Origin of the sequence: Candidatus Clostridium stratigraminis, from assembly GCF_045310675.1 — a bacterium.
In the GTDB taxonomy this organism is placed as follows: Bacteria; Bacillota; Clostridia; order Clostridiales; family Clostridiaceae; genus Clostridium_AT; species Clostridium_AT stratigraminis.
In genome coordinates this window covers 1-21,307 of the sequence record NZ_JBJHZZ010000008.1, presented here as the reverse complement: position 1 = coordinate 21,307, position 21,307 = coordinate 1, and the positions used below count along the sequence as shown (strand labels likewise).

Below are 21,307 nucleotides of genomic sequence, written 5' to 3'. Positions count from 1 at the left end.
TTTTAGCTATTTATAAATTATTAATTAGGAAAAGCTTTTAGATATCTAATAAATTTTTCTTATAAGCTGCATATAGGTCTCTAAGCTCTTTCATTTTATCCTCTAACTCTATTTGAAGTTTTGAAACTTCCTCATAGTCAGCAGCATCTACTGCATCCTTAATTCTTGTAAATAAGCTTTTCTGAGTATAGGAATCCTTCATTATATAATATCTTAAGTTATTTATAGACATCCAATTTGAAACATCAAGGTCTAATGCCTTATCTATGGAATGAAGCATTTTGCAGTCTCTTATTTCATCACTATAATCCACTATAATCCTGCCAGTTATCTCAGTAAGCCATCTTTTAACAACAGCTAGTCTAAAACTGTTAATCAGTTTGTCGTTTAGAACATCCCCTGCTTTAAGTGAATTTAACTTTTCTGGATATTTATTAAATGCAGTAAGATTTTCATAAACAGTTGCTGGGGCTTTTCCAAAAAATCTTTCTCTATCTTCAGTAGTAAAGTCTTCAAATACATCTTCTTCAGTTCTATATGCCCTATCTTTTTGTAGATATGATGCTTCTTCACCTGGTTTTTTTGAAAGCTCTGCTAAAAGATCATCTTCAGTTTTTCTATTGGTTAATGCATAGCTTATTCCATCCATCATTGCCATGTATAAAGCTGCTAGGCACAAGTAAGTATTTGTGTGAGGGTTAGGGGCTCTTAGCTCAAACCGTGTTGCAAGCGGGTTTTCAACATCACGTACAAGACCCATTAAAATTGTTCTGTTTCTAGATGGAACTTCAATGCTGTGACCTAGGGAAGTAACTATACATACAGGTGCTTCAAATCCTGGCTTAAGTCTTCTTAGTGAATCATTAGTTGCTGATACAAAAGGGTTAATTACCTCGTAATTATTTAGTACACCCATTACAGAAGCATATCCAATTGTACTTAGATAATGATCTTTATTTGCCGTAAATAAGTTTATCCTTTTATTATTTTTTAATTTTAAAGCTAAGCCTACATGAGTATGTTCGCCGCTACCTGCAACACCCTCTATAGGCTTAGCGAGGAAAGTAACATCAAGACCATATCTTCTAAAGGTTTCTTTCACAATTGTTCTAGCTAAAAGTTCATTATCGGCTGCCTGAAGTGAAGTTGAATACTTCCAGTCTATTTCAAGCTGCTCCATTATATGAGTAAGATTGCCTGACTCATTAATCTTTGCCTTTACTCCACCAACTTCTTTATGCCCCATTTCTGGTTCTAAGCCGTATCTATCCATAATTATTAAGCTTTCTTCTAAGGCAGTACGAACTGAACCCTTTGTTCTTGTCCAATACTGTTCCTTAAGAACCTGAGAAGTTGAAAGTTCTTCAACTTCTGCCTTTTCATTTGGGGTTTTTACCCAAAACTCAAGTTCTGTTGCTGAAGTTGGAACAATGTCTTCTATATCATCATATTTAATGCCGTAATCCTTTAATGATTCCGGATAGTTTTTAAATAGCTTTAGCAATGTATTTTTAACATAATTTATTGAACAGTTTAGTATGTTTCTTGAATCTACAGCCTTTCCTTCATGTAATAAGAAACTTGGAATTCTTAGTGTTCCAACTGGCTTATTAGTTTCTATGTCTGTATTTTCATAATTATAATCTATATACCAATTTACTTCTAAATCAGCTACTATATCGACCTTTGCGTTATTAAGACTTGCTATACCAGGCAGGGCTACTGATGAACCGTCAGTTTGAACTGATCCATTTAGAAAGGTGTCAATATCATCCAAGAATACTTTTACGGGTATTTTTTCATCTGTATCATTTCCAGCTAAATCTATACCAACCAATGATACAAATTTGATTTCAGAGTGATCTGCAAGAAATTTTTTCAAACTATCTTTAGAATGTTCTTTCTTAGGTACAAGATATATTAAATCCTTATACATAATTGCCCCCTAAAATTTTAATTTTTAAATCCTAATACTTTCATTATACGTTCATATAGTGCTTTAGTTACAGACATGTCTATTATAAATTTGCATTGATTTTGAATAATTATTACAAACTCTAAACTCAATTTTATTATAGTAAAGTACATGAGTCAATACAAAAATTGAAGGTTTCAAAATTATTTATTTCATTCTTTTGAAATTTTTAAAGAATGCATTCCTTCAATTTTAAGAAATATTTTTATTACACAACTTTTGTTTTTTGGAGTATAATTACTGTAGATTGTAATATAATGAGCTCAGGGGGTGAAGAACATAAAAACAAAAGAAGAGTTTAATAATAAACCAATTGGTTTCTTTGATTCTGGGGTTGGCGGAATAAGCGTTCTAAAAGAGGCAAGAAAGCTTCTTTCCCATGAGAACTTCATATATTTCGGTGATTCTAAAAATGCACCCTATGGTGTGAAATCAGTTGAGGAAGTTAAAATACTTACCTTTGCTGCTGTTGAATACTTAATTTCTAAAGGGGTTAAGGCTGTTGTTATAGCATGCAATACTGCAACAAGCGCTGCTATAGATGATCTAAGAGCCTATTATAAAGATATTCCTATTATAGGTATTGAGCCTGCACTTAAGCCTGCTGTAGAAAATCAATATTCAGGTAAGATAATAATAATGGCTACTCCAATGACACTTTGTGAAACAAAATTTAATAATTTAATGAATTTTTATAAAAACGAAGCAGAAATAGTACCTCTGCCTTGTGCAGGACTTGTTGAATTAATTGAAAATGGTAAAATCCATGGAGATGAAGTACATTTCTATCTAACAGAAAAACTAAAACCTTACCTAAATAGCCCAGTTGATTCTGTTGTATTAGGTTGTACACATTATCCTTTTATTAAAGCTGAATTATCAAAAGTTCTTAGTAAAGACACTACTATAATTGATGGAAGTATAGGAACCTCAAAGCAATTAAAAAGACAGCTTGAAAATATTAATGCTTTGAATAATCAGGCTAAGGAAGGCACTGTTGAAATATTAAACTCCCTAGATAGTGGAAATATAATAGATTTCTCTTATAAATTATTAAATAGTTAAGCTTAAAACTTCACTTATGACTTTTAAACAGCTTAATGATTTGCAAAAATATACTTTAATATTAGGCAATTTCTTAGAGAACATATTTCACCACCTTAGAATACATTGAATTATAAAAGTACAATGGAAATAAGGTGATTAAAATGAAAGTTTTTTGGTTATCAAAATTCACTGGAGAAAAGCCTTTAACTCTATATAGAACCTTGTTAGAATCAGACAATTTATTTTCTTCAAATATTGAAGAGACTTTTCCGTTTAGATATGTAGAAATTAATAACCCCATAAACAGCGGTTTAGTATATACAATAAGCAACCTTTATTTAAAGCCTTATGAAAGTACTGAGCTGAAGCTTTTTATGACAGATAATGTTAGTTATTCCTTAAATAAAAATTTAGAAATTAAGCATTTATATGAAAATAATAATATTTCACATATGACACAGCTGCCTACTATAACTTGTACTTCAAACCTATTAACTAATCATTATGTAATAATTATTCCTGGAGGCAGTCTTATAATAAAATCAAAAACACCAATACTTAATGCCAAACTATCTATGAATTATACCACTGAAGAATTGTAGTTTTAACCCTGCGAATTAACATAAGCAGGGTTTTTATTTTTTGAATTGTATTGTATAATTATTATTACTATGGTAATAACTACTAGATGAAACTATGCAGATAAGGAGAGATTAAATATGCCAAATCCTATTGTTACAATTAAAATGAATACAGGTAAAATTATGAAAGCGGAGCTTTATCCTGAAGTAGCACCAAATACTGTTAAGAACTTTATTAGCTTAATTAATAAAAAATACTATAATGGCGTTATATTTCATAGAGTTATCCCTGGGTTTATGATACAGGGAGGAGATCCAAATGGAACTGGAATGGGAGGCCCTGGCTATTCAATAAAGGGAGAATTTACTTCAAACAAATTTAAAAATGACTTAAAACATTCTATCGGAGTTTTATCTATGGCTAGGACATCAGACCCAAATTCAGCAGGAAGTCAATTTTTTATTATGACTTCCGATGCCCCTCATCTTGATGGACAATATGCTTCCTTTGGAAAATTAGTAGAAGGTATTGAAGTTGCAAAAGAGATTGTTGGTGTTAAAAGGGACTTTAGGGATAAGCCTCTTGCTGATCAGGTAATGGAAGAGGTCTCCGTAGATACTTTTGGTGCAGAATACGGAGAACCAACTAAATATTAACAGTTGACTCCATAGTGGAAGGAGAATTGATTATGAATAATAATAAGATGACTCTTATTTATGGCTTCAATGAAGAAGAGAAAGCTTTACTTCATAAGATCTTTATGGAACTTCAACTTCCTAAGTATAAGGTTATTGAAAACAACATGGCAAACATGAAGCTTAAGGATATTATTAACGGCCTTATGTTGGATACTTATGATAAGGTTTTGCCTGCGGAAAAAATCATTTTATTTAATAATTTTACCGATGAGGAACTGGATAAAATGGTGAGGAAAATACGAGAAAATGAAACTATTAAACCAATCTTAGCTGTTGTAACACCCACCTCTATTAACTGGGAATTCTATTACTTAGTTAATCATTTGCTTGATGAAAGAGAACAGGCAAAAAAATATATTCAGCAAAAATCTAAATAAAATTTACTAAAAGAACTCTCTATTGGAGTTCTTTTTCTTTTTATCCCTTAATTATTTAAAGTACCATAATAAAGCAATTTATTAGAATTTTAAAAAAATAGGGAAAAATTTTTTTGTAAAAGTTTACAGAACTTTTAAAATTCATTGATATTTAGTACAATAGGAAGTGTCTTAAAATAATAGTTATACTATTTTTTAAAAGGAAAGGCAGGCTCTTATATGAACTTACAAAAGCTGTATGATTATCAAAATAAACTCGATGAAGAAATCCAATCTAAAATAGATACACAAGGCAAACTTTTACTTTATCAAAAACTTTTAGCTTTAGAAGTAAAGGTTGGAGAATTAGCAAATGAAACTAAATGTTTTCACTATTGGACTTCTAGGAAAATACAAGCTAGAAAAAGAATCTTAGAAAAATATATAGAAGCTATATATCTTATTCTAAGTATTGGAGTTGAAAAAGGATTTACTGAAACTGATTTTGAAGTTAAAGAAGTTGAATATGAGCTTACAGAAAATTTTTTAAATTTATTTGTTGATATGAACGACTTTATGGTATGTTCATCTAAAGATCATTATATAACTATTATAGAGGACCTTTTAAGCTTAAGCTTGTTCTTAGGTTTCACAGAAGATGACATTTTAAACGCAAATTGCGAAGTTTTCAGCGCATAGTGTAATCTGTTTGTCACCTTAATTATTATATTGAATTTTATTAGTAATAATAAATTTATCTTAAAAGTGCAAACTAAGATAATAATACTAATTAAAAATAAAATATGATAATAGAAGGTGACTTTTTATGTTAGGCGTAATTTTTTCTATAATAGCAGGAGTGGCTATGAGTCTTCAAGGGGTATTTAATACCAGGCTTTCATATAAAATTGGAACCTGGGAGACAAATGTCTTTGTTCAAGCTACGGGACTAATTTTATGTGTAATTATTTTTTTAATTGCAGGAAACGGCAGCTTTAAAGATATAAAAGGTATTAATAAGTTATATTTGCTTGGTGGGCTGCTTGGTGTTGTTATCATATTTACAGTTATGATGGGTATAAAAAATTTAGGCCCTACTTGCTCAATATCAATAATATTAGTAGCTCAACTTAGTGCAGCCGCTATAATAGATGCCCTAGGATTATTTGATTCTGAAAAAATAGTATTTGGTTCAACTAAAATAGTTGGTGTAGTAATTATAATTGCAGGGATTATTATTTTTAGATGGAAATGCTGACCTTATATTACTGCTTATTAGCTATAATATCTTAATGCTTTTATGGAATTAAACTGTTATAATTGAATTAATCAGTATTTAACAGAAAGGAAGCATTTTATGGATTTTAAACAGATAGAGGCTTTTATTAGTGTAGCAAAACATAAAAGTTTCTCAAAGGCAGCTAATATAATTTTTTTATCTCAACCAGCCATTAGTGCTCAAATTTCTGCTTTAGAAAAGGAACTTAACTCTCAGCTATTTGATAGAAACTCTAAAGAAGTAGTCCTTACAGAAAAGGGTGAAGCATTTTTACAGTATGCGTTAGATTTGATTAATACTAGAAATGCTGCCATATGTCAATTGTCAGACTCCTCTAATTGCATTTCTGGAAGATTTTCATTATCTGCCAGCAGTACTCCCTGTAATTCTATTGTTCCTATGCTTGTTGAAAAATTTTCACAGAAGTACCCTATGGTAACCTTTAATATAACTGAGCAGCCAACAGGTGAAATAATTGATAGTATACTTAAATTTAACAGTGAAATAGGTTTAATTGGAAGCTGCATAAAGGATGAAAGATTAAACAGCTATAAACTTGCTAACGACGAACTTGTTCTTATTTCTAATCCTTCTTTAAATATTCCTAATAACGTACCTATAGATTTATTACTAGATTATAAATTTATATTTAGAGAACGAAATTCGGCTACAAGAAAGAGTTTTGAAAAGGCTCTTCTTGATTTAGGATTAGATATAGAGCAAATGAATATATTATGTGAAGTTAACAGCATTGATACCTTACTGCAATTAGTAAAATGCGGCTTAGGGGTATCTATTGTTTCAAAAAGAGTATGTGAAGATTATATAAACGCAGGAAGCATAAAGGTAAGCAGGGTTTCTAATTTATCGCTAAAAAGGTACATATATATGATTACAAGTTCGAGGAGAGCTCTTACTCCTACCGCTAAGGCATTTTATAATATTTGTAAAAACGAATTTAACTTTGAAGAATGAAAAAGACAATATATTCTTTCTACTTCTATTTTAAATATTCGACAAAATAATTGTTCTAAAAACTGAATTAATTCACCAATTTTATTTCAAATATGAAAATTATTCACATTATTTTATGGTTATCCACAGTTTTACTGACTTTATGCACAGATTTTGTGGATAACTAGTAATCCTTGATATAATTAACTTTAAATTAACATAAAATTGTTTTGCTAACATTGTCCACAATAATAGTGTTAATTCTTATCATGAAATTTTATAATAAGCACCCATTTACTCCTTCAATTTTTAAACTTTTTACTTTATTCTTGACCAATATTTGTAAAATATTTTACAAAAAAACAAGTTTATATTGAACAATAATTGGAAAATTTTAGTTCAATATAAACTTTATTAGTTAATAAATTAATTCTACTTATTATAAACTTTATTATAGTCATCTATGAATTTTTCTATACCTGCGTCAGTTAATGGATGTTTTATCATTTGCATTAAAACTTTATATGGAATAGTAGCAATATGAGCTCCAGCCTTTGCACAATCTAGAACATGCATAGGTGTCCTAATGCTTGCAGCTATAATTTCTGTTTCGAATCCATAGTAATCAAAAATCACTGCAATATCTTCCACAATTTGAATGCCGCCGTTTCCAATATCATCAAGTCTCCCCAAAAATGGACTTACAAAACTTGCACCTGCTTTAGCAGCAAGTAAAGCCTGCTGTGCCGAAAAAATTAAAGTAACATTAGTTCTAATTCCAACTTTAGAAAGACCACTAACAGCTTTTAGTCCTTCTTCACACATAGGTATTTTAATAACAATATTTTTATGAAGCTTAGATAATTCTTTACCTTCTTTTAACATCTCTTCTGATTTTAAGCTCATAACTTCAGCACTTATAGGCCCATCAACAATACTGCAAATTTCGTTAATTACCTCTTTTAGGTCTCTGCCTTCTTTTGCTATTAAAGATGGATTTGTTGTTACACCATCTAAGACTCCAAGAGCAGCAGCCTTTTTGATTTCTTCCACATTGGCAGTGTCAATAAATAATTTCATAATTATCCCTCCATGTAAATTTTATGAAATAATATTTTCTAATAGATTTATTATACCATATTAATAAATTTATCAAATATTATTATAGTTTCGAATTTATTCATATTTTTTGAGGCTTATCTTTTTATTTTATCACTATATTATTTTATATAAAATTGCTTATTTTTTACATATCTTAAATATATAATTTTTTATATTATACATAAATTCCATAATGTGTATATTAAAAACCTTTATGGTAAAACTATAAACTATAATATGAATTTTAATTGTTAATTCTTATTATATTGCCTATATTTACTATATTTTTATAAGATATTTCGACACATTCCTGTTAATATTCCATTTTATTACTATTTTTATTTTAATAAAATATTTTCTAATAAATAAACATTTAATTCATATTTATTTGAACAATGTGTGCAACCATTGATATTACTGTGTTATTGCTTAAATCTTTGGGGATAAAATTTGTAGAAATATATAAAATTGTATATTGACTTTTCAATAATATGGTAGTATATTAGCTATAGATAGAAATTAGTAAGAAATTTGTAATTTTTTATAAATAAATCCTTGACTTATTATGTCATATTTGTTATTATTTATTTATAAAGTTGTCGAATGTTGTAATTATTAGGAGGAAAGATTATGAAATCAACAGGTGTAGTAAGAAGAGTGGATGAGTTAGGAAGAATAGTAATTCCAATCGAATTAAGAAGGACTTTAGATATCGCAGAAAAAGATGCTTTAGAAATTTATGTTGACGGAGAACAAATCATTCTTAAGAAGTATGAACCAGCATGTATCTTTTGCGGAGATGCTAGAGACGTTATTAACTACAAAGGAAAAAATATTTGTAAAAACTGCATGCATGAATTAAAAACTGAAAAATAATTTATTTGCTAACGACTTTTAACATAAATACACTCTATCCCCTCCCACAGGTTATCCTGTGGGTTTTATTTTTTAATTTATCAAAAGAAAATACAGCCTAGAAATATGCATACAAAAGGCCCTTTAAGCTTTTCTTGCTAGGTTCAGCAAGTTTTAAGCACTTAGGGCCCTTAAAATGTTATTTATTTTACTCTTCTTGCAGTAAGGTAATCTGCTCTTATAAGTGGCGAAACCTTTATTACATCACCGGTTTGTGGTGCATGTATAAATTGATCCACTCCATCAATCTTACCATAATATATACCAATATGGTGTGGATTACTCCAGGTTCCAAACAAAACTAAATCCCCAGGTTTTAAATCATTCCTAGATACCTCAATACCTGAGTTAATTTGATCATAGGTTGTCCTAGGTAAATACACACCAAATTGCCTATATACATATTGTACAAAACCTGAGCAATCAAATCCACCAGTACCTGTACTATAATTATAAGGTGCTGAGCCTCCCCAAACGTAAGGAGTTCCTATGAATCTAGGCTTTCCATCAGCATTATTACTAAATATATAGCTGATTATGTCATTATAGCCTGAAGTAGTGCCCCTAGAAATTCTCAAATCATCAATTTGTTTTTTAATTGCCTCAATAGCTTTCTTTGAATTGTCTATATCCGCGCCGTAAAGTCTCTCCTGATTTTTTAAATCAGAAATTAGACTTGCCTGCTGGTTTTTACTTTCATTAAGCTTGGACAATTTTTGTTCATTATTTGATTTTAATGCATTTAGCTTATTATTTTTATCATCTAAAATCTTTTTCTTTTGGCTCACATCATCTTTTTTTATTTTTAAATTTGACATAATTTTTGAATCAGCTTGAATAATTTTCTCTACTGCTTCTATTCTTGACAGGAAGTCATTAAAAGATGAAGCCTCTAATAATATATTTAAATATCCATCTGCACCATTAATATACATGGCTCTCATTCTTTTATTAAATATATCCTTTTCAGCCTTCATATCTTCTTCAGCCTTAAGTATATCAGCTTCAGCAAGCTTAATTTGGTCTTGAGTTTGCTGAATCTTACTTTTTGTATCGTTTATGTCTCTCATTAAGCCTTCAATTTGAAAATCTAGCTTTTCTATACTATGTTCTATTTCCTGCCTTTTACCTTGTATCTCCTGAAGAGAATTGCTATTTTTCTGAAGCTGATTTTGCTGATTTTGCAATTGATTATTTAACTGATCCTCACTAGGATCTGCAAACACAGGTACGCCTATGGAAATAATTATTCCCACTGCCATTAATGCAGACAATACTTTCTTTTTCAAAAACAAAAACCCCTTCCCCTTTACCTTCAGTTTAGCTTAAGTTTATTATAACATTAAAATACAAATTGCCGCAATTTACTTTGTACTTTCACTTGTTTACTAATTCTGTTTATATGTAACAAGTTATTATTAATTAATATTAAAAGAATATTTGTAAACATCTGTCTTGGGTATGTTTCTATCCTTGGCTACCTTTTTAATAGCTTCTTTCTTATTTAGCCCCTCTTTTATATATTTTTTAATGTGGTCTTCTATTGAAAGCGTTTCCCATTTTGCTTTTTCCTCCTCAAGGATTTCCATGTCTGTCTTGCCCTCAATAACAATTACATATTCACCTCTAGGGGAATTTAATTTATAATACTCTAAAGCTTCACTTAAGGTAAACCTTAATATTTGTTCATGAAGCTTCGTAAGTTCTCTACAAATAGCTACTTTTCTTTCCCCAAAATATTCGGTTAAAAATTGAAGTGTATCTTGAATCCTATGAGGTGCTTCGTAAAATATTAATGTCTCTTTTCTATCTTTTAAGTCTTCAACAACTACCTTTTTGTCTTTCTTTTCCCTTGGGAGAAATCCTCTAAACAAAAATTTAGTCGTATCAAGTCCAGAGTATACTAAGGCGGTTGTAATAGCTGTCGCACCTGGAAGGACTTCAAACTCTATATTCTTTTCAATACATTTAGAAACTAATACACTACCAGGATCAGAAATTCCAGGAGTACCTGCATCCGTTACAACTGCTATATTTACTCCTTGCTCTAATTTGTCTATAATACAGCTGCTTTTTTCTTGTTCGTTATGCTGATGGTAGCTTATTAATGATTTTTTAATTTCAAAGTGATTTAATAGCTTTAAACTTTGCCTGGTATCCTCTGCTGCTATTAAATCCACTGCTTTTAAAACTTCCAAGGCTCTAAGAGTTATATCTCCAAGATTGCCTATCGGGGTAGGTACTAAGTATAGCTTCCCGCTCATAATTTCTCCTTTCACTGGTCACACTGGGTAGTTTAAGATTGCTCGTTGCCACTCGCAAATTACCAGTTAAAGTCCATTTAGGGCTTTAACTTATATAATTCTACCATAAATTTTATCTATTTCCTCTGAATACCCGCCTTCATCATTATATATATATAGCGGTTTCTCCCATTTAAGAAATACTCCTCCATCTCTTTGACCCTCAATAAGTACTATGTTAGGTGCCTTCTTTGTATTTGGGTGGACCATTCTTATTGTTTTAGGCTCTATCTTATGCTTTCTCATTAAGCAAAGTATATCTGCAAGTCTTTCGGGTCTGTGAACCATATACATTCTTCCATTATCCTTAAGTAATATTCTGCAGGCAATTATTACATCTTCAAGTGTACAGCATATCTCATGTCTTGCAATTGCATTTTTATCATCTGAGTTTATAATACCTGAATTCATAAGCTTGTAAGGTGGGTTTACTGTCACTATGTCCGCTCTTGAAAGTTCCTTTAATAATTTTTCATCCTTTAAATCACCATTAATAAATTCTATTTTACCAGAAAGCTTATTATATTTTGTTGATCTTATAGCCATTTCAGTCATTTCCTCTTGTATTTCTATACCTGTAATATGAGATGCCTCAGTCTTCCCAGCAAGAATAAAGGGAATTATTCCTGTACCACTACATAGGTCTATAACCTTCATTCCTCTTTTCACTACTACAAAGTTAGCTAATAAAACTGCATCTACTCCAAATCTAAATGACTCCTTCTTTTGTATGACATAAATACCCCCTAGCTGAAGATCGTCTATTGATTCATCATCTTTTAAATATTCCATGAAATCACTCTTTCTATTTTTCTTAAATATTATATTTTTCAAGTATGTTTTTAACATTATAAATATTGCTGCTAATATTATCTTATTATATATTTTGATTTCTATCTTAACAAGTAATTATAAAAAGGTAAATACTTTTAATAAAAAAAGCATCTAAAATGCTTTATTTTAGACACTTAATTATTCTTTTCCACCTCATTAAATTTAGTGTTCATTATAAGAATATCCACTCTTCTATTACTTGCTCTTCCTTCTTCTGTGTTATTACTTGCCTTAGGTCTATATTCCGAATAACCTGTAGCTGAAACTCTTTCCGGAGATATGCCAGACTGATTAATTAATAATTCAGACACGTTAGCGGCTCTAATAACTGACAAATCCATATTTGATTTATATTCATAGGTGTTTATGGGAACATTATCCGTATTACCCTCTACTCTTATAAAACTGCTGTTAATGATAGGTTGGTTTAATATTTTACCTATTTCCACAAGCTTTTTTGCCTGTTCACTTTTTATTTCAGCTTTACCACTGTCAAAAAACAAGCTATCCTTAAAGCTTAAAACAAGACCTCTTTCTTCTATAGTAGTCGTTACACTATCACTAAGTCCGCTGCTGCTAAGATATTTATCAACTAGAGTTTTAACTTGTTCAAGCTTCGCCTGCTCGTCAGCATTTACTAAATTTGTATCAACAGGTGCACTGTTATCATTTATTGGAGTCCCTTGATCTTTTCCAATAAGTGTTGCACCTCCACCGCCCATTGCTTTATTAAAACCTGCAGCTATCTGCTGATACTTTTTATTATCTAGATTACTCATAGAATATAAAATTACAAAAAATATCATCAATAAGGTTATGAAGTCTGCATAAGATAATAACCACCGTTCACTGTTATCATGGCCTTCCTCGTGCTTCTTCCTTCTACTCATGCCTCCACCTTCTTGTCTAGCGCCTCATACTTAACAAGCTCTTGTTTATTTAAGAAACCTTTAAGTTTTTCAGCCAAGGTGTTTGGATTAACTCCTTCTTGAATTAGAAGAACAGCCTCAATTATAAGATTTTTTTCAGCCTGTTCAAGCTTATCTATATTTTTAAGCCTAGCACCAATTGGTAAGAATATTAAATTGGCACTTGAAAGGCCATATAGTGTTGCTAAGAAGGCTGAGGATACACTTTCACCTAGCTTATCTGGTGAACTAGAGGCAAGTCCACCGAGAACATGTACAAGTCCTAGTACGGTTCCAACTATACCCATTGTAGGAGCAGTTCCTCCAGCAGCCTCAAAAACAGCATAACCTGCTTTATGCCTTTCTGCTGTCATATCTGCTTCAAGCTCTAGAATTTCTCTTACTGACTGTGGTTCCACACCATCCACTATCATTTGAAGTCCTTTTTTAATAAATGGATCCATTTTATCATCAGCGGTTATTTCACCTTCAATACTCAATAAACCATTTTTTCTTGTTTTAAAAGCCAATTCCTTAAAATAAATTATTAAAGCAGGCAGATCCTTAGTGTTATTTGAAAATGCTACCTTTAATATTTTACCTAACTTTTTTAATTGACTAATAGGAAAAGCAAGCATTGTTGCTCCAGTTGTTCCTCCAAAAACTATTAATGCTGCAGTCCATTGAAAAAGTGCAGATATAACCCCTCCCTCACCAATAAATGCTATTATTAAAGAAGCAAAACCTACTAATATCGCAATATACCCTGTCAATTTTCCATCCTCCTTACATCCCTCTTGCCACAAAAATTGCCGAATAAAGCAAAATTATGCCTTCATAATTTAATATTCGTTTATTATTAAACATTCTTTAGTTTTATGTAATTTATAGTCTATATTTATATCATAATAAACTTTATTAATTTTCTTGAGGAAATACATTATTATATATAATTCTAATTTAAATATTTTTGCAAACAAAAAGATCGCAAATTAAATGCGATCTTTTTAAATAAAATTATTCTTGAACTGGTGCTCCAACAGGGCAAACATTAGCGCAATTTCCACAGTCAATGCAGCTATCAGCATCTATTACAAATATGCTATCCCCTTCACTAATACAGCTAACTGGACATTCTGCAGCGCAAGCACCACAGCTTATACATGAATCACTAATTGCAAATGCCATAATATAACACCTCCTAAAAAATTAGACATAGTTTGTCCATTTCTATTTTAACACTTTTATAAACATTTTCAAGGCTTTTTATAGAATGGTATATCCCAAGTCCTCTAAGGATTGAACAAGCTTATCTTCATTTAAAAAATTAGAATCATAAACAATATTCACCTCAGACTTTTCTTTATTAATTTGACAGGCTATAACCCCTTCATTATTGGATATAGCCTCTCTAATAATATTAATATCCGATGAACTTCTCAGATTGGCAATCTTAATCGTAGATTTCATAAAGTTTGTGCTCCCCTTAGTTTTCCTTAAAAAGTTCTTTAATTTCTTTATCATCAGCATCTACATCTTGAATTTCCAATTGAATTTCCTCTTCATCTATAGTACCTTCGTAATTTCCTGATATTAAGGTAACTTGATCAAGACCATATTCTTTTATTAGTTCTTCTCCATCTTTAGCTTTAAACTTTACTTTAATAATTTCCTTAATAACGCTATTAAAAACAACTTCTCCTCTTCCATCCTCAGTTTCAACTATTGACCCTACCCTAGGAAGTTTTTTTCTTGTTTCTTCATAGGTATCTTGTTCGTAATTTAAGCAGCACATAAGTCTTCCGCATATACCTGAAATTTTAGTTGGATTTAACGAAAGGTTTTGTTCCTTTGCCATTTTAATAGAAACTGGTACAAAATCCCCTAGGAAACTTGAACAGCATAATGGTCTTCCACAAGGCCCAAGTCCTCCCACCATTTTAGATTCATCTCTTACTCCAATTTGCCTTAACTCAATTCTCGTTCTAAATATAGTAGCTAGGTCTTTTACCAGTTCTCTAAAATCAACCCTTCCATCTGCTGTAAAATAAAATATGACCTTGTTATTGTCAAAAGTATATTCTACATCTATTAACTTCATTACAAGCTTATGCTCCGAAATCTTCTGCATGCATATTTCAAAAGCTTCTTTTTCCTTGATTTTGTTTTGATTATGGCTTTCTATATCTTCTTCCGTAGCTTTTCTTATAACATTTTTAAGTGGTGATATTATATCTTCTTCCTTCACCAACTTTGGTCCAGTAACACATTCTCCAAATTCAATACCCCTGGCTGTTTCTACAATAACATTATTACTTTTTTGAACATCTATATCACCAGGATCAAAATAATATATCTTTCCAGCCTTTTTAAAACGAACACCAACTACCTTTATCATAAAGCCCTCCTTGCGCGGACAAACTAAATTATACTATGTATCCAAAAACTTAAGCAGCATATTTGTATACGATAATGAAGGATTTACATTTCTGTCTAACTTTTGCCTAGTTTCATTTACTATATATATAATATCATTTAATCTATTAAAAGAAAACATGGCTGCCATATCTTTTATTCTTTGAATTTTATCTTGACTTATAATTAACTCACTACTTCCTGTTTCTTTATAAACCATAGCATCTCTTATACATGCTAAAATCCAGGTTAATATTTCCTGTGAGTTGTTTTTATACCTGAGCAGCTGCTGTTCATATTTTAAAAATTCTGTTGTATCCTTATTATTTACATCTATTAATAAATTAATAGCTAAATTTCTAATTTCTTTAAATTCCTCATCTTCAATAAATCTATCTGCCCTGCCTGGTATTCCATCACTAAACGCAATTATTCTTTTTATTTCTTCATCCTTTAGCATCGGATACCTGTTATTTAAGTAGTACTTCATTTCTGCAAAGTTTAGTCTCTCAAGCTTATGAATCTGACACCTTGATCTTATTGTTTCAAGAATAGCCTGAAGATTTTCACATAATAAAATAATAAAAACTCCCTTAGGAGGTTCTTCAATAGTTTTTAAGAATGCATTTTGTGCGTCAACTGTCATCTTATCTGCCTCATAAATAATAATGACTTTTTTATCTCCTTCATAAGGCTTCTTATAGATTTCAACCATTATTTTCCCAGTTACATCTTTAATTCCCATGGACTGCTTATTACTCGGTACTCTATATTCTATAAGATCTGCATATTCTCTATCAACTTCTTTTTCTAAAATACTAAGTCCTATATTTCGAGCCAATATACTTTTACCAATTCCATCTTCACCTATAATAAGATGGGCATGAGAAAACATGCCCTTCCTTATAGAAGTTTCAATTTGCTTTTTTATACTCTCATGACCTACTATCTGATTAAAGCTCAATTCTACCGCCTACTTTAGTCTAATTTAAATATTTATCTATCACATCTTTATAAATTTATCTACATCAACTACAAAGACTGTTGCTCCACCCACTTCTACTTCTATTGGATAAGGAACATAAACTCCTGTTGAACCAGCTACCGGAGAGGGTGAAGTAATAACTTGGTCTCTTGTTTTACATACATCTTCAATAACCTTCAAAACTTCATCAACCTTTTCAAGCTCAACACCAATCATTAAAGTAGTGTTTCCAGCTTTTAAAAAACCTCCAGTTGTGGCTAGCTTTGTAACTCTAAAACCTGTATCAGTTAAAATATCTATAAGCTCACCTGCATCATCATCTTGGACAATAGCAATTATAAGTTTCATAATAACCCTCCTCTTTTTATCAATAGTACATAGAGATTTTTAATCTTTATGCCTACTTATCACTTTTTTTAAATTGCATTTCTTAATATATATGCCAATAATTCATTACTATGTTACTTTTAAATCATATTAAAGAACTTATTTAATTATATATAATTTACATCTTTTTCTATATGTTTGCAATAGAAAATATGTAAATATTTATTTAAGTGTTAAGCAAAATTTTATATGTTACCCTATATTTTCGACTAAAATTATTATTTTAAACCCTCATACAAATCACCAAAATAAACATAAAGAATATACTAAAATTAAGAACACAAGATAAAGTTTAAAATTTGTTTACCTATTTTATGATAAAGGAGGAACTTCTTAATGAGCAGAAAACACAGAAAACATGAACCAATGGGTATGTTTGGTGGAATAAGGCCAACATTACCAACCTTAATTATCCTTATTTTAATACTCCTGCAGTTTTCAAACAGAGACTTAGATGATCATAAGGACTTTGGAGGCATTGACAATGGAATATTGTTCATAATTGCACTTTTCTATTTGAGCTGCTGCAATCCTTGCAAGGAATGTGAAAAACCATTCTAATTAACCAATGAACCCTTTACTTATAAACATGGCCCTTATATTTAAGGGCCATGTTTATTATTTGGCGTTTAGCTTTAATATATCATTTATATATAATTTTATATCTTCAAATACCATTTCAATAGTTTGATTCGCTTCAACCTGCTTAATCCTATCTGGGTATCTTTCTATAAGGATATGGTACCCTTCTCTAACCTTTTCATGAAAGCTGATTCTTTCTAAATCTAATCTATTTATCTCTCTTTCACAATCTTTATTAATTCTGTTTAGCCCCATACTAGGTTCAATATCAAGATAGATTGTTAAATTAGGCATATACCCTTCTATAGCAAAATCATTTATTTTTAGGACTTCATCAATACCTAAGCCTCTTGCGAAGCCTTGATAGGCCAATGATGAATCAATGAATCTATCACATATTACGATTTTATCTTCCTTAATTGCCGGTATAACTCTCTCAATAAGGTGCTGCCTTCTAGATGCTGCATATAGTAGTGCCTCTGTTCTTGCATCCATAGCAGTATTATCCCTGTCTAAAATTATATTTCTTATTTGTTCTGAAATATCGATTCCTCCTGGCTCCCTAGTTACTATATACTTAAGCTTTTCTTCTTTTAAATATTCCTCAATAAGTTTAAGCTGCGTTGTTTTTCCAGTACCTTCTCCGCCTTCGATTGTTATAAACATTCCTTTGTTCATTTCTTAAACACTCCTATTTTATCAGCTATCTAATACAGTTATTTTATTATCATTTATACCAAGTACTGATATTCCGTTTTCTAAATAGTATTTTATCATATATATACAGTTATAATCTATAACCTCACCTGGATTTAAAATAGGGACTCCTGGCGGATATGGCACTACAGCTAAGGCACAAATCCTTCCTAATGCCTTATCAATATTTAATTCAACCCGTTTTCTCTCTGATGCCTCATATGGCAATAACCTTGCTTCAGGAATATAAATTTCTTTTATTGGTACAGATCGCTCACTTATATCATTAGTGCTGCAATTAATTAATGCATCATATAATATTTTGAAATCTTCCTCATAATTAAATGGAGAAAAAATTAGTATTACATTAGATCCATCACTCATTTCTGCTTGAATTTTATTTTTCCTTAAATAATTATTAAGCTTATGGGCACTTAAACCTTCTTGCACATTAATTACAAACCTGCTTAAGTCAATAATTGGATATTTTGATTGGCAGCAAGATACATTAATTAGATCCTTTTCTTCCAATACATGAACCCAATTCAATTTATTTATAAGATTCCTATATTTGTTTGCCCTTTTAATTAAATCTTTATAAGTTTCTTTACCAAACTCCTCTAAAAAATACCTTCCATAATCCATAGAGCACATAAGCATATAGGATGGACTTGTACTCAAAAATGTACTTACATAGAAGTCAACCTTTTCCATATTAATCTCGCAGTTGTTTCCAATATGAAGAAAGGCTGTTTGTGTAAAGCTTGGCAAAGTTTTATGTGAGCTCATTACTACCATATCAGCACCTATTGTTAAAGCACTTTCTGGAAGTTCTTCACAAACTCCAAAGTGTGCACCATGAGCTGAATCTACTAATATCTTCATATTGTATTTTTTAGCTTCATTAATAATTAACTGTAAATTAGTACAAATACCATAATAATTAGGATAAGTCAGTATTATACCCTTGGCATCTTTATTTTTATTTATTAAACAAAGAAAATGCTCCACATCAATGGACATAGGAGCATTATACTTTTTAATTAATTCATTTCTTATATATACAGGCCTTAATTTTCTTAGGACAACACCGTTGAAAATACTTCTATGGCAATTTCTTTCAACTATAATCTTATCTCCTTCATTAAAACAAGAAAAAATCATCGCTAAATTTCCACTTGTACTTCCATTCACTAAAAAGTAGGATTTTCTGCTATTATAAAATTGACTTAATTTATCTAATGATTCTTTTATAACACCTTCCGGATTATGGAGATTATCTAATCCATCAACTTCAGTCAAATCAGCTTTAATTATATTTTTAAAAAATTCTTCAACTTCAGGTACACCTAAAAAGCCTTCTCCTCCCTTATGTCCAGGCATGGAAAAGGACACGTTATTCTCTTTCACGTACCTTAAAACACCCTCTATAAGCGGTAACTTTGACACCTAATATCCTCTCCCCTTAAAGTAACTTTAACTATTGTTTTTTTTATGCAGTCCTTATAGTATTCATAAAAATCCGTTTCCATTTCTGCACTTAGGAGTCTATTCTCACAGCATTTGCAAATTCTTTTTCCATTAACCATTATACCACTAATTAGAGGCTTTCTACATATTATACATTCTTGTCTTATCATAATTTCCCCCTATAATATTTTTTAATTAGTATCTATTGGTTAAACTTTGCCTCTTATACTATATTTTATTCAAATAGGCTTCCCTTTTTATTTTGTCCACATAAAATTTAAAACTTTATTCAAATATATTACTAATTTTCGGGAAACAATAATTTATATGAATTACAAATTTAAGAACTAATACATAAAGATAAATACAGGAGGCAATCAAAAATTATGAATCAGGAGATGAAAAGCTATCTTTCTACCATAAAGGGGGAAATATATAACCTTTCTAAGTATTTATATGATAATCCAGAACAAAGCTTTTGTGAATATAAAGCTTGTAAGTACATTATGAAATTATTAAAGGACAAGAACTTTCGCGTTAAAGAAAATTACTTAGATATACCTACAGCATTTTACGCTGAATTTGGGAGCGGCCATCCAAAACTCTGCTTCATTTGTGAATATGATGCTGCATCTAAATCTGGGCATATTACAGGACATAATTTAATTTCTGCCATGTCTATAAGCTCAGCCTTAAGTTTAACTAAAGTTCTTAACAAATTTCAAAGCGGAACTATAATATTATTAGGCTGCCCTGGTGAGTTTGTAAGTGGATCAAAGATTACAATGGCAAAACAAGGAACCTTTACAGATATAGATGTTGTCTTAATGGCTCATCCTGATATAGAGAATGCTGGAACAGGATCCTCTATGGCCCAGCTGCCCATAAAAATAAAATATTTAAGTAAAGAGTTCATCACATATTTAAAAAAAGATGAATACTCTTCCTCTGATGCTGCTATTTTTACCTTAAATGCAATAAGTACATTAAAAACTGGCTTTAAAAGAAATTGTGCTATTGATGGTATTAGAATTAAGAATGGTGATTCTCGCCATATTCAGTCAAAGGAATCTGAAATTAAATTTTATATCAGAACCTCTAAAATGATTGAAGCTTGTGAAATTGAAAAGAAAATAAAAGAATTAGTTAAAGTGACAGCATATTTAATGAATGTTAACTATGAAATAACCATGGATGAGCTTCCTTATGATGAAATTATACCAAATCAGGCTCTCTCAAGAATATTCGCTCACAATCTTAAGGAAGCTGGCATTATCGATACCTTAGAACCAAAAAACACCCTTGCCGGGTTAAGCCTTGGAACTGTCAGTCACCTAGTTCCCTGCATTCAGCCCTACATTTCAATAATTGACAATAGTACTATTAAATATTCTACAACAAATTTTGCTGAAGCTACAATTTCAGAATTTGCTCAAGATAAAATATTAAAGGCAGCCTCTGCACTTGCTATGACAGGGCTTGACCTACTAGAAAGTCAAGAGCTTTTGAGAGAAATTAAAGCGGAATTCTTTGAATCAGTAAAAGAACATAAAGATAAACCTTGTATAGTATAGATAATACTAAAATTATAATTTAATTGCCCAAGCAGATGGGAGCCCATTTAGGGCTCCCATGGGTAGACTAGACCATGGCACTGGTCGTGTCAGGCTACCCCGTCGTAATGCCATGGGCGACTTTTCATAAAATAAAAAAAGCACTAAGTATTTAAACTTAATGCTTTTGACCTAGCAACGTCCTACTCTGCCACTTAGTCGCCCAAGCAGTACCATCGGCGCTGAGAAGCTTAACCATCGTGTTCG

The 21,307-nt window shown here is 30.8% G+C and carries 25 protein-coding genes; 10 read left to right on the top strand and 15 right to left on the bottom strand.

All coding sequences use genetic code 11. The annotated features are described in order from the left end of the window. Positions 1–37: 37 nt before the first annotated feature. Positions 38–1,936, bottom strand: coding sequence for a type I glutamate--ammonia ligase (locus ACJDUG_RS11790; protein WP_406770074.1), 1,899 nt, complete (start codon positions 1,934–1,936; stop codon positions 38–40). A 318-nt stretch (positions 1,937–2,254) separates the two neighbouring features. Between ACJDUG_RS11790 and murI the strand changes: the two genes are divergently transcribed. From murI to ACJDUG_RS11755, 7 genes are all read left to right on the top strand, one after another. Further along, positions 2,255–3,040: a glutamate racemase gene (gene murI / locus ACJDUG_RS11785; RefSeq protein ID WP_406770170.1), complete on the top strand. Its 786-nt coding sequence runs from the start codon at positions 2,255–2,257 to the stop codon at positions 3,038–3,040. Between the two features lie 143 nt (positions 3,041–3,183). Next, the gene (locus ACJDUG_RS11780; RefSeq protein WP_406770073.1) at positions 3,184–3,624 is read left to right on the top strand and encodes a hypothetical protein; all 441 of its coding nucleotides are present in this window, start codon (positions 3,184–3,186) and stop codon (positions 3,622–3,624) included. A 117-nt stretch (positions 3,625–3,741) separates the two neighbouring features. After that, the gene (locus ACJDUG_RS11775; RefSeq protein WP_406770072.1) at positions 3,742–4,260 is read left to right on the top strand and encodes a peptidylprolyl isomerase; all 519 of its coding nucleotides are present in this window, start codon (positions 3,742–3,744) and stop codon (positions 4,258–4,260) included. A 32-nt stretch (positions 4,261–4,292) separates the two neighbouring features. Then, positions 4,293–4,679, top strand: coding sequence for a DUF3783 domain-containing protein (locus tag ACJDUG_RS11770; RefSeq protein ID WP_406770071.1), 387 nt, complete (start codon positions 4,293–4,295; stop codon positions 4,677–4,679). Positions 4,680–4,898: 219 nt separating this feature from the next. Then, positions 4,899–5,357 (top strand): dUTP diphosphatase, encoded by a 459-nt coding sequence (locus ACJDUG_RS11765; RefSeq protein ID WP_406770070.1) that lies wholly within the window; start codon positions 4,899–4,901, stop codon positions 5,355–5,357. A 127-nt stretch (positions 5,358–5,484) separates the two neighbouring features. Further along, positions 5,485–5,916 carry a DMT family transporter gene (locus ACJDUG_RS11760; protein WP_406770069.1) on the top strand — a complete coding sequence of 144 codons (432 nt, stop codon included), beginning with the start codon at positions 5,485–5,487 and terminating at the stop codon, positions 5,914–5,916. Between the two features lie 99 nt (positions 5,917–6,015). Next, positions 6,016–6,912 carry a selenium metabolism-associated LysR family transcriptional regulator gene (locus ACJDUG_RS11755; protein WP_406770068.1) on the top strand — a complete coding sequence of 299 codons (897 nt, stop codon included), beginning with the start codon at positions 6,016–6,018 and terminating at the stop codon, positions 6,910–6,912. A gap of 411 nt (positions 6,913–7,323) precedes the next feature. Here the strand turns inward: ACJDUG_RS11755 and fsa are convergent, their stop codons facing one another. Next, on the bottom strand, positions 7,324–7,971 hold the full coding sequence (gene fsa / locus ACJDUG_RS11750) for a fructose-6-phosphate aldolase (RefSeq protein ID WP_406770067.1): 648 nt from the start codon (positions 7,969–7,971) through the stop codon (positions 7,324–7,326). 651 nt (positions 7,972–8,622) lie between these two features. Between fsa and ACJDUG_RS11745 the strand changes: the two genes are divergently transcribed. Then, complete coding sequence (locus ACJDUG_RS11745) at positions 8,623–8,868, top strand: AbrB/MazE/SpoVT family DNA-binding domain-containing protein (RefSeq protein WP_406766687.1); 246 nt, start codon at positions 8,623–8,625, stop codon at positions 8,866–8,868. A gap of 182 nt (positions 8,869–9,050) precedes the next feature. Here ACJDUG_RS11745 and ACJDUG_RS11740 read toward each other — a convergent pair whose 3' ends face one another. The 10 genes from ACJDUG_RS11740 to ACJDUG_RS11695 all read right to left on the bottom strand — a co-directional run bounded on the left by ACJDUG_RS11740 (position 9,051) and on the right by ACJDUG_RS11695 (position 16,700). Then, positions 9,051–10,196, bottom strand: coding sequence for a C40 family peptidase (locus tag ACJDUG_RS11740; protein ID WP_406770066.1), 1,146 nt, complete (start codon positions 10,194–10,196; stop codon positions 9,051–9,053). 129 nt (positions 10,197–10,325) lie between these two features. Beyond that, a complete protein-coding gene (gene rsmI / locus ACJDUG_RS11735; protein ID WP_406770065.1) occupies positions 10,326–11,171 on the bottom strand; it encodes a 16S rRNA (cytidine(1402)-2'-O)-methyltransferase in 846 nt (281 codons plus the stop codon). Between the two features lie 90 nt (positions 11,172–11,261). Continuing rightward, the gene (locus ACJDUG_RS11730) at positions 11,262–12,002 is read right to left on the bottom strand and encodes a tRNA1(Val) (adenine(37)-N6)-methyltransferase (protein ID WP_406770169.1); all 741 of its coding nucleotides are present in this window, start codon (positions 12,000–12,002) and stop codon (positions 11,262–11,264) included. A gap of 176 nt (positions 12,003–12,178) precedes the next feature. After that, the gene (locus ACJDUG_RS11725) at positions 12,179–12,934 is read right to left on the bottom strand and encodes a flagellar motor protein MotB (protein ID WP_406770064.1); all 756 of its coding nucleotides are present in this window, start codon (positions 12,932–12,934) and stop codon (positions 12,179–12,181) included. Then, a complete protein-coding gene (locus ACJDUG_RS11720) occupies positions 12,931–13,725 on the bottom strand; it encodes a motility protein A (RefSeq protein WP_406770063.1) in 795 nt (264 codons plus the stop codon). Before ACJDUG_RS11720 ends, ACJDUG_RS11725 begins: the two co-directional genes overlap by 4 nt. Positions 13,726–13,969: 244 nt before the next feature. Continuing rightward, positions 13,970–14,140: a DUF362 domain-containing protein gene (locus ACJDUG_RS11715; RefSeq protein WP_406770062.1), complete on the bottom strand. Its 171-nt coding sequence runs from the start codon at positions 14,138–14,140 to the stop codon at positions 13,970–13,972. 78 nt (positions 14,141–14,218) lie between these two features. Continuing rightward, positions 14,219–14,422 carry a heavy-metal-associated domain-containing protein gene (locus ACJDUG_RS11710; protein WP_406770061.1) on the bottom strand — a complete coding sequence of 68 codons (204 nt, stop codon included), beginning with the start codon at positions 14,420–14,422 and terminating at the stop codon, positions 14,219–14,221. Positions 14,423–14,438: 16 nt separating this feature from the next. Then, entirely contained in the window at positions 14,439–15,350 is a 912-nt protein-coding gene (locus ACJDUG_RS11705; protein WP_406770060.1) for a PSP1 domain-containing protein, read from the bottom strand. A 33-nt stretch (positions 15,351–15,383) separates the two neighbouring features. Then, positions 15,384–16,331: a DNA polymerase III subunit delta' gene (locus ACJDUG_RS11700; RefSeq protein ID WP_406770059.1), complete on the bottom strand. Its 948-nt coding sequence runs from the start codon at positions 16,329–16,331 to the stop codon at positions 15,384–15,386. Between the two features lie 39 nt (positions 16,332–16,370). Beyond that, positions 16,371–16,700 carry a cyclic-di-AMP receptor gene (locus tag ACJDUG_RS11695; RefSeq protein ID WP_406766695.1) on the bottom strand — a complete coding sequence of 110 codons (330 nt, stop codon included), beginning with the start codon at positions 16,698–16,700 and terminating at the stop codon, positions 16,371–16,373. A 375-nt stretch (positions 16,701–17,075) separates the two neighbouring features. Between ACJDUG_RS11695 and ACJDUG_RS11690 the strand changes: the two genes are divergently transcribed. Beyond that, entirely contained in the window at positions 17,076–17,300 is a 225-nt protein-coding gene (locus ACJDUG_RS11690) for a hypothetical protein (protein ID WP_406770058.1), read from the top strand. 57 nt (positions 17,301–17,357) lie between these two features. On the opposite strand, the gene tmk is transcribed toward ACJDUG_RS11690, so the two are convergent. The 3 genes from tmk to ACJDUG_RS11675 are packed head-to-tail and all read right to left on the bottom strand — an operon-like array spanning position 17,358 to position 19,657. Continuing rightward, positions 17,358–17,999 (bottom strand): dTMP kinase, encoded by a 642-nt coding sequence (gene tmk, locus ACJDUG_RS11685; protein WP_406770057.1) that lies wholly within the window; start codon positions 17,997–17,999, stop codon positions 17,358–17,360. 21 nt (positions 18,000–18,020) lie between these two features. Next, complete coding sequence (locus ACJDUG_RS11680) at positions 18,021–19,466, bottom strand: aminotransferase class I/II-fold pyridoxal phosphate-dependent enzyme (RefSeq protein WP_406770056.1); 1,446 nt, start codon at positions 19,464–19,466, stop codon at positions 18,021–18,023. Next, positions 19,445–19,657: a sigma factor G inhibitor Gin gene (locus ACJDUG_RS11675; protein ID WP_406770055.1), complete on the bottom strand. Its 213-nt coding sequence runs from the start codon at positions 19,655–19,657 to the stop codon at positions 19,445–19,447. Before ACJDUG_RS11675 ends, ACJDUG_RS11680 begins: the two co-directional genes overlap by 22 nt. A gap of 216 nt (positions 19,658–19,873) precedes the next feature. On the opposite strand from ACJDUG_RS11675, the gene ACJDUG_RS11670 reads away from it, so the two are divergent. Continuing rightward, positions 19,874–21,061: a zinc-binding metallopeptidase family protein gene (locus ACJDUG_RS11670; RefSeq protein ID WP_406770054.1), complete on the top strand. Its 1,188-nt coding sequence runs from the start codon at positions 19,874–19,876 to the stop codon at positions 21,059–21,061. The last annotated feature ends 246 nt before the right edge of the window (positions 21,062–21,307 follow it).

Excerpts from the sequence above, each read along its gene's own strand:
- ACJDUG_RS11745 (WP_406766687.1), top strand. The coding sequence starts at position 8,623 with ATGAAATCAACAGGTGTAGTAAGAAGAGTGGATGAGTTAGGAAGAATA.
- ACJDUG_RS11670 (WP_406770054.1), top strand. The coding sequence starts at position 19,874 with ATGAATCAGGAGATGAAAAGCTATCTTTCTACCATAAAGGGGGAAATA.
- ACJDUG_RS11760 (WP_406770069.1), top strand. The coding sequence starts at position 5,485 with ATGTTAGGCGTAATTTTTTCTATAATAGCAGGAGTGGCTATGAGTCTT.
- rsmI (WP_406770065.1), bottom strand. The coding sequence starts at position 11,171 with ATGAGCGGGAAGCTATACTTAGTACCTACCCCGATAGGCAATCTTGGA.
- ACJDUG_RS11765 (WP_406770070.1), top strand. The coding sequence starts at position 4,899 with ATGAACTTACAAAAGCTGTATGATTATCAAAATAAACTCGATGAAGAA.
- ACJDUG_RS11730 (WP_406770169.1), bottom strand. The coding sequence starts at position 12,002 with ATGGAATATTTAAAAGATGATGAATCAATAGACGATCTTCAGCTAGGG.
- ACJDUG_RS11705 (WP_406770060.1), bottom strand. The coding sequence starts at position 15,350 with ATGATAAAGGTAGTTGGTGTTCGTTTTAAAAAGGCTGGAAAGATATAT.
- ACJDUG_RS11770 (WP_406770071.1), top strand. The coding sequence starts at position 4,293 with ATGAATAATAATAAGATGACTCTTATTTATGGCTTCAATGAAGAAGAG.
- ACJDUG_RS11790 (WP_406770074.1), bottom strand. The coding sequence starts at position 1,936 with ATGTATAAGGATTTAATATATCTTGTACCTAAGAAAGAACATTCTAAA.
- ACJDUG_RS11780 (WP_406770073.1), top strand. The coding sequence starts at position 3,184 with ATGAAAGTTTTTTGGTTATCAAAATTCACTGGAGAAAAGCCTTTAACT.
- ACJDUG_RS11755 (WP_406770068.1), top strand. The coding sequence starts at position 6,016 with ATGGATTTTAAACAGATAGAGGCTTTTATTAGTGTAGCAAAACATAAA.
- ACJDUG_RS11695 (WP_406766695.1), bottom strand. The coding sequence starts at position 16,700 with ATGAAACTTATAATTGCTATTGTCCAAGATGATGATGCAGGTGAGCTT.
- ACJDUG_RS11715 (WP_406770062.1), bottom strand. The coding sequence starts at position 14,140 with ATGGCATTTGCAATTAGTGATTCATGTATAAGCTGTGGTGCTTGCGCT.
- ACJDUG_RS11725 (WP_406770064.1), bottom strand. The coding sequence starts at position 12,934 with ATGAGTAGAAGGAAGAAGCACGAGGAAGGCCATGATAACAGTGAACGG.
- ACJDUG_RS11775 (WP_406770072.1), top strand. The coding sequence starts at position 3,742 with ATGCCAAATCCTATTGTTACAATTAAAATGAATACAGGTAAAATTATG.
- fsa (WP_406770067.1), bottom strand. The coding sequence starts at position 7,971 with ATGAAATTATTTATTGACACTGCCAATGTGGAAGAAATCAAAAAGGCT.
- ACJDUG_RS11675 (WP_406770055.1), bottom strand. The coding sequence starts at position 19,657 with ATGATAAGACAAGAATGTATAATATGTAGAAAGCCTCTAATTAGTGGT.
- ACJDUG_RS11690 (WP_406770058.1), top strand. The coding sequence starts at position 17,076 with ATGAGCAGAAAACACAGAAAACATGAACCAATGGGTATGTTTGGTGGA.
- ACJDUG_RS11710 (WP_406770061.1), bottom strand. The coding sequence starts at position 14,422 with ATGAAATCTACGATTAAGATTGCCAATCTGAGAAGTTCATCGGATATT.
- tmk (WP_406770057.1), bottom strand. The coding sequence starts at position 17,999 with ATGAACAAAGGAATGTTTATAACAATCGAAGGCGGAGAAGGTACTGGA.